The sequence below is a fragment of the Microcystis flos-aquae FACHB-1344 genome (assembly GCF_014698375.1).
GTDB classification, from domain to species: Bacteria; Cyanobacteriota; Cyanobacteriia; order Cyanobacteriales; family Microcystaceae; genus Microcystis; species Microcystis aeruginosa.
On sequence record NZ_JACJSW010000221.1, the window covers coordinates 71699 to 84556 of the forward strand.

The window sequence follows — 12858 nt, forward strand, 5'->3', positions numbered from 1 at the left end:
AGAAAAATCATGACTTTAGATTACAAAGAGCAATACTGTATTATTGGGGCTGGTGCCGCAGGATTAGCGGCGGCTAGAGCCTTAAGCAAAGCCAAAATTCCCTTTAATGTTATCGAATCTGCTCAGGATGTTGGGGGTATTTGGATTTATGACCGTCCCGATAGTCCAATGTATAAAAATACGCATCTAATTGGCCATAAAACCACACAACCTTTTTCCGATTTTCCCATGCCAAAAGATTACCCAGATTATCCCAATCATCGGTTAGTCTATGAATATCTTCGCAATTATGCCGCTCATTTCAATCTCTATGATTTCATGGAATTTAATCTCAGCGTGGAGAAAGTAAAAAAGGTGGGTAACTTTTGGGATGTCACCCTTAGCAACCAAGAAACCAGACGATACCGAGGGGTTTTAATCGCTAGTGGTTATCATAATAAACCGAATATTCCTCAATTTTCTGGGCATTTTGACGGGGAAATTATCCATTCAAAAGATTATGATAATCCCGCTCAATTAAATGCTAAAAAAGTCCTAGTAGTTGGAGCGGGACAATCAGCCATGGATTTAGTCGTCGAAGCGGCTATCAATGGTAGTAAAACTTTCCATAGTACCCGTCGTGGCTTTCTCTGTATGCCGAAATTTTTATTCGGTTTGCCCCCAGAATGGGTGATGATTAACACGCCAATCATGAATCTAATTCCAGCCCAAGAACACATGAAAATGATGGCTTTATTATCACCAATAGCTCTATTCTTACAAGGAGTTAATCTCAAAAAGCTCAATATTCCTACAGATTGTAAAAGTAACGGTCTAATTATTCCCAACAGCGACCAACAAATCTATCGTTATTATGTGCATGGAGATGTCACCCATAAGCCTAATATTCAACAATTAGACGGAAAGAAAGTTATTTTTGCCGATGGCAGTACAGAAGAAATTGATCTCATTATCTACGCCACTGGTTACAAAATTGAATTTTCTTTTATTGACAAATCAGATTTGAATTGGCAAGAAGGAACCACCCAGCCTAACCTCTATATGAATGTTTTTCACCCAGAGGAAAATAACCTGTTTGTCATCGGAATGGTTCATCCCACTGGCACCCACTGGCGCGTATTTGAAGAACAAAGTAATTTAGTGGCCGCTTATCTACAAGCTCAGGATAAAAAATCCCGGTTTGTCTATAAATTTGAAAAGCTAAAACGTCAAATTAGTTCCAATTTAAGCGCCGACAATAAACACCATAGCGGTACTCACTCCTTAGTGATTGACAAATTGGGTTATATACGCGAAGCCCAAGGATTAGCTCGCCGATTACTGGCTTAAATCTCCCAGGATAATTCCCCCCCCTCTGAAATCCCTCTCTCTTAACTCCAATGCCCTACATTATTGAGACAGCTACCGGTTTTCCAGAACATTACTATCCCCAAGAAGTTCTAGAAGTCAATATCAGAAATCATTGTGCTAATCTTCTTCAAGATTATTGCCGAGAAAATCAACTCGACTTCCAGGAACAAACCTTTTTTGATTTAGAACAAATTCATCGTTTTTTCAGTAATGTCAAAATTCAAGGGCGATACTTCACCATTCCCCTAGATGAATTCGATGCCGATAATCCTCCCGGAATCGCCCAACCCTTTCGTCAAATGGTCGATCTAACTATGGATTTAGTAACATCGACAGTAACTAATTTGCTCAAAAAAGCCGCTCTTTCTCCTAAAGAAATCTCCCTAGTTACCTCCGTTACTGTTCTTCCTTCCGTTCCTTCCCTAGAAAGTTTACTCCTCAATCGTCTAGATTTTTCCCTCGATATCAAGCGGCAAGCGTTATCGGGTGTCGGCTGTTTGGGGGGCGCCCAAGGATTAGCCAGAGTAAACGATTATCTGCAAGGACATCCCACCGAAACAGCGATTTTGTTTACCACCGATCCCTCCTCTGGCCTTTGGCAAGGGTCAATTCATAGCGATTTAACGGAATTATTGGGACAATTACCCGAAGATCCCTCTCAATATAGCAATATCATTATGACCCTTGTGGTAGCGGCTTTATTTGGTGATGGAGTCGGTACTGTGCTCTTAGCGGGAGATGAACATCCCTTAGTCAAGCAAGGTAAAGCAAAACTGAAGATTATCGGCACTCAATCGCTGTTAATGCCCCACACAGAGCATTTAATGGCATTACCTTTAACAGACTACGGTTTTCGCCAAATTCTTCGCCCAGAAGTCTCTGATTACGTCAAGGGTGGGGTGAGAAAAGCGGTGACATCTTTACTGGAAAAAACAGGAGTTTCCCTCGAGGAAATTGTCTGTTGGATGGTGCATCCGGGAGGTCCAAAGATTCTCGATGCAATAGTTGAAGAATTCCAGTTAGAACCGGATATTCTACAGGTTAGTTGGGATATTTTGGCGGAAATTGGCAATATTGCCTCTGCTACTATCCTCTGCATTCTCGATGAAACCCTTTCCCGTCCCCATCCTCCCACGGGTTCCTACGGATTAATAATTTCCATGGGGCCTGGATTTGCTCAAGAAGCCATTTTAGTTCAATTCTAAGGATATTTAAGGATGTTAAGCCAAATAGTTTTCATTGCCCTGATTAGTTACATTATTGTCCAACGAGTGCGCGTTACTCGTCTGAGTAAACAGAATATGGCCAAAGTCTTAGCGGAAGGTGGCAAACTGCATAGTTCTAATTATGTGGGATTCGTCAAGATTTTCCAATCTAGCTGGATGCTTTGCATGATCGGGGAAGTTTATCTGCTCGATCGACCTTTTATTCCAGCATTGGCTTTATTTTCCCTAATTACTACCTTTTTAGCTCAAAAGCTCCGCTATGCCTCCATTGAAGCTTTAGGCGATCGCTGGATTCATCAGGTGGTCACGGTTCCTCAGACACCCGTGATCGACAATGGCATTTATCAATATATCCGTCATCCTAACTGGTGGGCCATGATCACGGAATTAGCGGTGGTTCCCCTGTTTCATACCGCTTATCTGACATCTATAGTCTTTAGTCTCCTGAATGCTTGGTTATTAATCCAACGCATTCCGGCTGAAGAAGAAGCTTTAAGTCAAGACACCAATTATCAAGCAGTTTTCGCCAATACTCCCCGTTTTATTCCTAGTTTTAGCGCAATTTTCTCTCGCAAACAGCAACCGCTTAAAAGTTAATTGCCACGGATAGCAGGGCCGGTTCCCTACGGCCCTTTAATTACCCCTCATACCTGAATTTCAAGGAGAAAAAAAATACTATGGACTCTCTAATTGTTTCCGAAAATATTATTAGCGACAATTTAACTAACGCTCTACAAGAATGGGAAAATTTATTAGGCTCCGAATATGTCAGCACCGATAACAAAAAACGCCTAGAAGCCGAGACCGCTACCTACGAAACCCATGCTAAAATCCCGGCAATTATTCGCCCAGGTAATCGTCAAGAAGTCCAAGAATCTCTAAAAATTGCTAATCGCTATCAAACCCCTGTCTATCCTATTAGTACAGGTAAAAATTGGGGTTATGGTTCGCGAGTTCCTAGCCGCACCGGTTCGGTTTTAATGGATTTGAGTCGATTAAATCAGATTTTGGATTATAATGAAACCCTAGCTTATGTAACTATTGAAGCGGGTGTTACTCAGCGACAACTCTACGATTTTTTGCAGAAAAATGGCAATAAATTATTAATGAGTGTCACCGGTTCGACTCCTGATTCTAGTATTATTGGCAATATTCTCGAACGGGGTGAAGCCAAAGGACCTTTGGGAGATCGCTTTAATCATGTCTGTGGAATGGAAGTAGTTTTGCCCACAGGTGAATGTGTTCATACGGGATTTAATCGCTTTGAAAACTCCCAAATAGGGGCGGTCAATCGTTGGGGAGTCGGTCCCTATTTTGATGGAATTTTTACCCAATCTAACCTGGGAATCGTCACCAAAATGACTTTTTGGTTAACGCCCTATCCTGAATATTTTCAGGCTTTTTTCTATAGCATCGATCAAGAAAATAAATTAGAGTTATTGATCGATCAACTACGTCAACTGAAAATGGCAGGGGTAATTAAAACGACCTTCCACATTAATAATAACTACCGAATGTTGTCTATTCAACAACAATATCCCTGGCAGGAATGCCAAGAAAAAACTCCTTTACCCCCCGATTTATTAGAACAATTAAGTCATCAATGGGGCGGCGGTGTTTGGATAGGAGAAGGAGCTTTATATTCGGCTTCACCAGAACAGGGAAAAGTCGAAAGAAACCTAATTGAAAAAGCCTTGAAAGGAATTGTCAATAAACTTATGTTTTTTGATGAAAATAAGTTCAAAATGGCCAGCAAAATGAGTCCCATTTTTAAAGTATTTACCGGTGTGGAAATTAAGGACAAGGTGGATTTAATTTATCACAAAAATCCCCAACGAGGAATGATTACCGAAAAAGTGCTGAAGATGGCTTATTGGCGCAAAAAAACGCCCCCCACCGATAGGTTGAATTTAGACCTGGATGCCTGTGGCATGATTTGGTGTGTTCCCGCTGTTCCTTTTCTGGGAAATCATCTCAGAAATGCTCTCAATATTATCAGCAGCATCGCTCAAAAATATGGTTATGAACCCAATATCGGCATTAACTGTATTACCGAGCGCAATATCAACATCAATGCTGCCATTTTTTATGATCGATTGCTAGAAGGAGAAGACCAAAAAGCCTTAAATTGTCACGATGAAATGTTGGCAGAATTGATCAATCAAGGCTATTATCCCTATCGTCTTAGTACCCACTCTATGAATAGTTTACCCGCAGCCCAAGACGATTATAGTTGCTTAATCCAGAAAATTAAAGACAGCTTGGATCCCAATCACATTCTCTCACCCGGTCGCTACGAATTTCTTTAAATAAGCCTAACAATCTACTGCTAACTACCCATCTCTCCCCCAATTCTAATGACTTCTAGCACTTCTAGCAAATGGCAACATCTCCGAATAGATTATCTTCCTTATATCACTGGTTGGTTTGGTAACTTTATCGTTAATAATGCCCTTCTAACCATGCTAATTTATCGCTACGACCCGGGCATTCCCAATGACTATAACTTATCCATTTTATTGCCCTCTGCTTTAGTGGGGATAGCGATAATGATTAGCCGTATTGCTGGGGCTTTTGTGCAGCCAGTAGTCGGTTATTTTTCCGATCGCTTTTGGAGTCCTTGGGGCAAAAGAAGACCATTTATACTGGCCAGTTTAGTCCCTTTAATTGGTGGTTTTATCCTGTTGTTTAATCCCCCTAATAACTTAAATCAAACCACTTACTTCATTTATTTAGTCACCATGCTTTGGGTGTTTTATGTGGGCATGGCATCCTACCATGTTCCCTATTTAGCCTGGTTGCCCACTCTCGCTAAAAGCCCAGAAGGAAGAGTTAAATTATCAACTCAAATCGGAATTTTTGGTTTAGTTGGTGCCACCATTGGTGGGATTATTGCCCCTTGGTTAACTGATAGTTATGGCTTTCATGGGATGGGTATTGCTATTAGTCTTATTGGGCTAATTACTCTAGCTATGCCCTTGCTAGAAAAAGAAGAATATAGTCCTTCTAAGGGGAAATATCCTAACTTTAAAACCACCTTAACGGCGGCTTTTACCAATCGGACTTTTTGTATATATATGATCACCATGATCTTGGCGTGGATGGTGATTAGTATTATCTCGGTGATTCCGACTTTTTTAGTAATTGCTCTCCTCAAACGAGAGGTAAGTTTTGCCGCCGTGATTAATACTATTATCGTGGGGAGTGCCTTAGCTGGATTTACCCTAGTTTTACCCTTAGCGCAAAAATATGGCAAAAAACTGGTTTTTCAAGGTTCTTTAATCTGGGTTGGCCTGGGTATGATTGCCATGGCCTGTGGTCGCTTTTGGTGGCAAGATTCTTTGATTCCTTGGTTAATCCTTTCAATCATCGCTAATTTAGCCCTAGCCAGCTTTTTTAGTCTGCCGAATGCCATGTTATCGGACATTATCGATCAAGATGCGGAGCAACAGGGAATGGGACGAGAAGCAATATTTTTTGGAACTAGGGGTCTCCTAATTCAATTTAGCCAAGGTGCGGGGTCTTTTCTAACAGGATTAATCCTTTCTTTCGGGAAAACTCCTGATAACCCCTGGGGGGTACAAATTGCCTTTTTGTCCGCCGGTATATTATCCCTAGCAGCGGCTTTTGTCCTCCGGTCTTATGCGATCAAAAAATAGTTCTTTCCTCGCTAATCTGTTATTACTTTTGACTAAACCCTACTCATTTGGAACTGGATTATGACTTCCCCCAATCCCATCACCAAACAGCAAGAAACTGCTATCAAAAAACTGCGATTGCCCTGGCGATTAATTATTACTGGGATCCTAGCGGCCACCTCGGTTTTTGCCTATCCTACCCTGCGTAATGTCCTCTTAGAAGACACCTCTGAATCCACCACCTCAGAAGAAACCGCTTCGTTAGCAATCGATAAGAGCAAGACGGCAGCCTTACCTGTGCGAACCTTAACTTTAAGTCCTGTCACCCATCACCAAGAACCGCGCCGTTATACGGGTAATATTGTGGCTAAACGGACAAGTGAACTAGGATTTGAGCGTTCGGGACAATTAATTAGTTTATTGGTTCAAGAGGGTCAAGAGGTACGCCGAGGTACTTTAATTGCTACTCTAGATACACGCAATTTAGAAGCACAAAAACAAGAACTCATCGCCCAGCGATCGCAAGCGACGGCTAAACTGCAAGAATTACAAGCTGGTTCCAGGAAAGAAAGTATCGCCGCAGCCCAAGCAAAAGTCCGAGATCTCAGGGAACAATTAGCTTTAGCCCAATCTAAATACCAAAGACGGCTAGGATTGTATCAAGAAGGGGCAATTACTAGAGAACAACTCGAAGAAGTGCAAACAGATGTTAATGCACAACAAGCGAGAATTGATGAAGCCCAAAGTCAATTAGATGAACTCAAGGCCGGTACTCGTCCCGAATTGATTTCTCTGCAAAAAGCCGTTATTGACCAATTTGATGCCCAACTGAAGAATATTAAATTAGAGATTGAGAAAAGCCAACTTCAAGCCCCCTACGATGGTACTATTGCCCTCCTTCACGTCAATATTGGCACTGTTGTTTCTGCAAGTAATCCGATCGTTCGTTTAGTGGAAAGTAATAAACTGGAAGCGCGTATAGGGGTTCCCATTGACCAGTCCGAAAACTTACCAATTGGCAGTAAACATCGTTTAAAAATTGGTAACAAAATAGTAACAGGACAAGTCACTTCAACCTTGCCCCAAATTGATCCAACTACCCGTACCGCCACGGTTATTTTAAGTTTAAATCAGACTCAGGGCCTGATTCCGGGGCAAGTGGTCAGCCTAGAATTATCTCAATCAGTTCCACAATCGGGCTATTGGTTGCCCACAGAAGCTTTAGTACAAGGCACGAGAGGATTATGGTCTTCCTATGTTCTAGGAGAAGCTAATCCCGATAATCCTCGACAGTTTACCGTCAAACGCCAAGATTTAGAAGTTCTAGCGATTCAAGGCGATCGCTTGTTGGTGCGCGGGACTCTCACCTCCGGTGATCGAGTGATCGTCGAAGGGGTTCACCGCATCGTACCCGGGCAAATGGTGGAAATTTGGTAGTCAGTGGTCATTAATCAGCTTTATTATCCCTAATAATCTCCAATGAATAACTTATTTGAACGTAAACCTAGATTACTAATTCTGACCTTAATTCTGATTATTGTCTGGGGATTGTCTTCCTTTCAAATTTTGCCGCGCATGGAAGATCCCGAAACAATTAATCGAGGTGCCACCATTACCACCAATTTACCCGGTGCCAGTCCTTATCGGGTCGAATCCCTAGTGACCGAAAAAATTGAACAATCTCTCTCTAGCATCAAAGAAATTAGCCTGATTGAGTCCTCCTCAGAATTAGGGCGTTCCACGGTCAATATTGAACTTAAAGATGAAGTGACTGATGTGGATCCCGTCTGGTCACGCATTCGCGATCGGATTACCGATGTCATCCCGGAACTACCCCCAGAAGCCCAAAGACCCTTATACGAAGAAGGATATAGTAAAGCCTTTAGTTTATTGACTGCCATCCTTTGGGATCTAGATACCGCTCCTAATTACGCTATTTTACGCCGACTTGGCCAAGAACTGTTCGATGAATTAGAAGCCCTTTGGGGAACCGAAAGGGTCGAGTTAGTCGGGGTTCCGGCCGAGGAAATTTTAGTCGAAATCGATCCGGTGAAATTATCCTCCCTGGGCCTAACCGCCGTCGAAGTTGCCCAACAAATTCAAACCAGTGATGCCAAGGTCGCCGCCGGACAACTTCGCAGTAATCGCAATAATTTATTATTGGAAGTCGATACCAGTTTAGAATCACTCTCTCGGATTCGAGCAATTCCGATTCGTTACAGTAATGAGGGACAATTTACCCGTTTAGGAGATATCGCTCTAGTTACCAAGGGAATTCAAGAACCACCACCAGAACTAACCATTATTAACGGTAAACCCGCTATTGTGGTGGCCGCTATGATGGAATCGGGCCAACGCATAGACGAATGGACAGCGGCGGCCCAGGCCAAGTTAGACCTGTTTCGACCCTCTCTCCCCCAAGGTGTGAGCCTCAAGATAATTTTTGCCCAAAATCGTTATGTGGCTAACCGACTCGATGGATTATTCAGCAACATGATCCTAGGGTTACTCTGTGTCATGGGGACAGCTTTTGTGATGATGGGATGGCAGTCCGCCTTGGTGGTGAGTTTATCCTTGCCTTTATCGATCCTGATGGTCTTTGCCGGTATGAATCTCTGGCAAATCCCCCTACATCAAATGTCGGTGACAGGAATTGTTATTGCTTTGGGACTTTTGATCGATAACGCTATTGTGATTGTCGATGAACTGCAAAAAGGACTACGGACCGGAATAGCTCACGAACATATTGTTGCTGAAACCGTTAAACAGTTAGGGATTCCCCTCTTAGCTTCTACCCTAACCACGATTTTGTCTTTTATGCCGATCGCTCTTTTGCAAGGAGGCACTGGCGAATTCGTGCGTACTATCGCCCAAACAGTGATCTTAGCCTTGGTTAGTTCTCTAATTTTGTCCCTAACGATTATTCCTGTCCTCAGTTTACGTTTATATCAACTGACTCATCGCTCGCACCAGACAAAAACCCATTGGTGGGATACGGGAATTAATTTACCGCTCCTAACGGGGTTTTATCGCCAAATTTTGAAGTTGAATCTCTATTTTCCCGTATTAGGTCTGGTTATTGGCTTGATTATCCCAATTACTGGCTTTGTTGTCGCTGGCACTCTCCCAGAAGAATTCTTTCCCCCAGCAGAACGAGATCAGTTAACCCTAGAAATCGAACTGGCCCCCACCACAACCCTAGAAGTAACTCAGGTAAAAGTGGCTCAAGCTGCAAAAATACTGCTAGATCATCAAGAAATTGGGGAAGTTCACTGGTTTTTAGGGCGTAATGCTCCCCCCTTCTACTATAATCTCTCCGATGGCGTCAAAGACTCTCCTAATTTTGCCCAAGCGTTGATTCAACTTCGGCAAGTTTCTGATGAACCCCAATTGATCGAAACCTTACAAAAACAATTAAGTCAAGCTCTACCGATGGCTAGGGTATTAGTTAGCCCCCTAGAACAGGGTCCACCGGTGGGCGCCCCGATCGAAATTAGGGTTTATGGCTCAGAATTGGAGATGTTAAGGAAAATTGGCGAGTCCCTACGGGAAGAACTGGCAAAAATACCCGAAATAACCTATTCTGTTGCTGATTTAAGTGAAATTCAAGCTAAATTAGCCTTAAAAATTAATGAAGAAAAAGCTCGACTAATTGGTTTGGATAATGCGGCGATCGCCAGCCAATTGGATAACCTTTTAGAAGGTTCTGTGGGTGGCTCGATTTTAGAAGCAACGGAAGAATTACCCGTACGAGTCCGAGTCGCTAATCGCGATCGCGAGCAACTGCCACAAATTGCCTCTTTAAATATTCTCGGTAATTCCGCCACTGCTGAACGGGCTAATATTTCCCTTTCCTCCGTGGCAGAATTTGATTTTCTCCCCGAATTAGCCACGATTCCTCGACGAAATGGCAAGCGAATTAATACGGTGAAGGCCTATGTTCAAGCTGATGCGATCGCTGCAACGGTTTTAGACGAATTTCGCCAAAACTTAGAATCGGGCAAATTTTCTCTTCCGCCAGGGTATCGGCTCGAATTTGGCGGAGAGGAAGAAGAAAGAGATACAGCTGTGGCTAATCTAATTGCTAGTGTGGGAGTCTTGGCGATTCTAATGCTATCAACCCTTGTTCTTTCTTTTAACTCCTTCCGTCTTGCTGCCCTAGTTACTGTCGTCGGTATTAGTTCAATTGGACTAGCCTTATTTTCCCTCTGGTTATTTGAATATCCCTTGGGATTCATGTCCATTTTAGGCACTATCGGCTTAGTTGGGGTTTCCGTTAATGATTCTATTGTCGTGGTAGCGGCTTTACAAGCTTTACCTCCCCATCTTCAACGCCAACGCAAGGCAATCCGGGAAGTGGTTATTGCTTCCACCCGTCACATTCTCACCACTACCTTAACCACCGTGACGGGATTTGTGCCATTATTTCTCTACGGCGGGGCTTTTTGGGAACCCCTCGCTATCTGTATTTCCATCGGGGTAATCGGAACCACCTTAAGCGCACTGGTATTTGTCCCGTCGGGATGGTACTATCTCGCTCAAGCCCAAAAGGTTTCCCCTCTGTCTGTTCCTGAGTAGCTTGATTAAATACCACTTTTGTAGAGACGTTGCTAGGCAACGTCTCTATTGATTTGGGTAAAAATACCCTGAAAGTCCTCTCGGCTCCACCGCCCTGATCCGAGAAAATACGGGGAATTAGCTGGGTTAAATAGGGTTTGCGGCAAAAAGTTTGTTGGTGGGGTTAGGAGTCGGTCGTCGGTCGTCGGTCGTCAGTAGCCGGTCGTTTCAGGCTTTGTTGCCCTCTCTTTTTGTACTAACTTATGTACTGAAAGGAGGATAATGCCAGGTTTTTGGGGGTCCCAATCCGATTTTCGCAGCATGAACATCGGATTTTAACAGGTCAAAAGCCTTATTTTCAAAGGGTTTTACCATTATTCAGCCGACCCTAAATATAATCGAGTTTAAACAATAGATAAGTTTTTTAACAAGAGTAGTTTCAGATACTAATTACCCGATGGACTGGGGTAGAATTGGAAAAACCAGTCAAACTGTTTTAGCCAAGCTATTTAACTATGATTAAAATTAACTTGCTGTTCGGGTTATCTTCCCTTAAAAAATTGATAAAAAACTTTACATAAACTCAAAGGAGGGCCTCGTAAATTGCTCATCTAAAAGCAGAGTGAGTTATCGGACAAAGTTTTTAGGTGCTTTTGTTGATTACTTCTTAACCACCATCTTAGAAGTAGAAGAAGGGAGATGAAAGTTAATCAGTTACTAAGACTCTACGAACAAGGAGAGCGGGATTTTTTAGCCATTGACTTGATGAGTCTAGACCTACAACAAGTGACTCTGATCGCTGTCAATTTTGCGGCGGCCAATTTGCGCGGAACTAATTTGAGTCGCTCTTTTCTGACTAAATCAAATCTGCGGGGAGCGAGTTTGAATTGGGCGAATTTAACCTATGCCAAATTAAGTCAAGCGCAATTAGTGGAAGCGGACTTAACCAAAGCTAATCTCACCGGGGCCTTTATGGTACAGGCAAACCTGCGTAACTCGCGATTAAGTGGGGCGGATCTTTCCCATGCTAATCTCCGGGGGGCGAATTTATGCGGGGCGAATTTATGCGGGGCGAATTTATACTTAGTTAATCTCTTGGAGGCAACCCTAGATAAAGTCAATCTCAATTGGGCTAATTTGCAAGAGGCGCGGCTAAGTGGGGCTAAATGTCGTCAGATTTCCGCAAGGGAAGCCAATTTTAGCGGCTCTTTTCTTAAAGAGGTGGACTTTCAGGGGGCTAATTTAGAAAGGGCTAATTTTAGCGAGGCACGTCTGACGGGTAGTGATTTACGCGGGGCCAATTTAGCGGGTGCTAATCTAGCGGGAGCGCGTTTACAAGAAGTAAATCTACAGGGAGCGGACTTGAGGGGTGCTAACTTGACGGGGACTGGTTTTGAGAGCGTCACCGTTTGGACAGAAACCGCCCAAGAAGATGATATTTTTCCCCTAGACTGGTTTCAGCCCCGTTTTGCCACTTAAAAGTCAATATGTCTGCCGAAAGCCCCTCCTTTTCCTATCGATTAACGATTAGCTGGAGTGGTTAATCTTTGGTTAGGAATGGGGATTGGGGGAGCATTATTCGGCTCATCCTCGAAGGGTAAAGCAGGGGGAGGAGGAGGAGTGGTAGCACTGGGAGATGGTGCTGGAGATGGCGTGGGATTAACGGCAGCGGGGGGACTTTTCGGGGTGACGACGGGTGCGGGAGAGCTAAAACCGAGGAGAGCTTTGCCAAAGGGAAAAACATTAGCCCAGCGTTGAATATTGGGATGGCCAAACCAATCTTGACGGGATACCTTCACCGAGAGGAGAGGTGCGATCGCCCCTGATTTTTCGGCCGTTATCAATAAATCAATTTTATTAAGACCCTGTTGTTGATTAAAACGACTGATGATAGTTTTCTCTGCTAATTGCGATGCTCTAGTCAATAATCCTTCGTAGGATTCTCCCCGTTTAACTGTGATGGGAAGATTAACAGTGGATTGAGCAAAAACCACATCAACGGCAATAATTCCCGTCAGCAGCGTTAAAACAGTAATAGACTTGTACATAGGACAGACGGTTAAACAGGCACTCCCTCGCTAGGGTCG

9 protein-coding genes are annotated in these 12858 nt (G+C 43.3%); 8 read left to right on the top strand and 1 reads right to left on the bottom strand.

Going from position 1 to position 12858, the window contains the following annotated elements; translation table 11 throughout:
• Nucleotides 1–9: 9 nt before the first annotated feature.
• The 8 genes from H6G48_RS23900 (at nucleotide 10) to H6G48_RS23935 (ending at nucleotide 12250) form a co-directional block, all read left to right on the top strand.
• On the top strand, nucleotides 10–1329 hold the full coding sequence (locus H6G48_RS23900) for a flavin-containing monooxygenase (RefSeq protein WP_190723608.1): 1320 nt from the start codon (nucleotides 10–12) through the stop codon (nucleotides 1327–1329).
• 50 nt (nucleotides 1330–1379) lie between these two features.
• On the top strand, nucleotides 1380–2555 hold the full coding sequence (locus H6G48_RS23905) for a type III polyketide synthase (RefSeq protein ID WP_190723609.1): 1176 nt from the start codon (nucleotides 1380–1382) through the stop codon (nucleotides 2553–2555).
• 12 nt (nucleotides 2556–2567) lie between these two features.
• Complete coding sequence (locus tag H6G48_RS23910; protein ID WP_002731647.1) at nucleotides 2568–3173, top strand: isoprenylcysteine carboxyl methyltransferase family protein; 606 nt, start codon at nucleotides 2568–2570, stop codon at nucleotides 3171–3173.
• A gap of 80 nt (nucleotides 3174–3253) precedes the next feature.
• On the top strand, nucleotides 3254–4885 hold the full coding sequence (locus H6G48_RS23915; protein WP_190723610.1) for an FAD-binding oxidoreductase: 1632 nt from the start codon (nucleotides 3254–3256) through the stop codon (nucleotides 4883–4885).
• Between the two features lie 48 nt (nucleotides 4886–4933).
• The gene (locus H6G48_RS23920) at nucleotides 4934–6235 is read left to right on the top strand and encodes an MFS transporter (protein WP_190723611.1); all 1302 of its coding nucleotides are present in this window, start codon (nucleotides 4934–4936) and stop codon (nucleotides 6233–6235) included.
• A 60-nt stretch (nucleotides 6236–6295) separates the two neighbouring features.
• On the top strand, nucleotides 6296–7651 hold the full coding sequence (locus H6G48_RS23925) for an efflux RND transporter periplasmic adaptor subunit (protein ID WP_190723612.1): 1356 nt from the start codon (nucleotides 6296–6298) through the stop codon (nucleotides 7649–7651).
• A gap of 42 nt (nucleotides 7652–7693) precedes the next feature.
• A complete protein-coding gene (locus H6G48_RS23930) occupies nucleotides 7694–10792 on the top strand; it encodes an efflux RND transporter permease subunit (RefSeq protein ID WP_190723613.1) in 3099 nt (1032 codons plus the stop codon).
• Nucleotides 10793–11470: 678 nt separating this feature from the next.
• Entirely contained in the window at nucleotides 11471–12250 is a 780-nt protein-coding gene (locus H6G48_RS23935; protein ID WP_147072238.1) for a pentapeptide repeat-containing protein, read from the top strand.
• Nucleotides 12251–12291: 41 nt separating this feature from the next.
• On the opposite strand, the gene H6G48_RS23940 is transcribed toward H6G48_RS23935, so the two are convergent.
• Nucleotides 12292–12819, bottom strand: a complete 528-nt coding sequence (locus tag H6G48_RS23940) for a hypothetical protein (RefSeq protein ID WP_002798966.1) — start codon at nucleotides 12817–12819, stop codon at nucleotides 12292–12294.
• Nucleotides 12820–12858 lie beyond the last annotated feature (39 nt).

Bases quoted from the DNA above. Each gene is read 5' to 3' on its own strand.
- H6G48_RS23900 (WP_190723608.1), top strand. From the start codon at position 10: ATGACTTTAGATTACAAAGAGCAATACTGTATTATTGGGGCTGGTGCC.
- H6G48_RS23940 (WP_002798966.1), bottom strand. From the start codon at position 12,819: ATGTACAAGTCTATTACTGTTTTAACGCTGCTGACGGGAATTATTGCC.
- H6G48_RS23915 (WP_190723610.1), top strand. From the start codon at position 3,254: ATGGACTCTCTAATTGTTTCCGAAAATATTATTAGCGACAATTTAACT.
- H6G48_RS23910 (WP_002731647.1), top strand. From the start codon at position 2,568: ATGTTAAGCCAAATAGTTTTCATTGCCCTGATTAGTTACATTATTGTC.
- H6G48_RS23905 (WP_190723609.1), top strand. From the start codon at position 1,380: ATGCCCTACATTATTGAGACAGCTACCGGTTTTCCAGAACATTACTAT.
- H6G48_RS23920 (WP_190723611.1), top strand. From the start codon at position 4,934: ATGACTTCTAGCACTTCTAGCAAATGGCAACATCTCCGAATAGATTAT.
- H6G48_RS23925 (WP_190723612.1), top strand. From the start codon at position 6,296: ATGACTTCCCCCAATCCCATCACCAAACAGCAAGAAACTGCTATCAAA.
- H6G48_RS23930 (WP_190723613.1), top strand. From the start codon at position 7,694: ATGAATAACTTATTTGAACGTAAACCTAGATTACTAATTCTGACCTTA.
- H6G48_RS23935 (WP_147072238.1), top strand. From the start codon at position 11,471: ATGAAAGTTAATCAGTTACTAAGACTCTACGAACAAGGAGAGCGGGAT.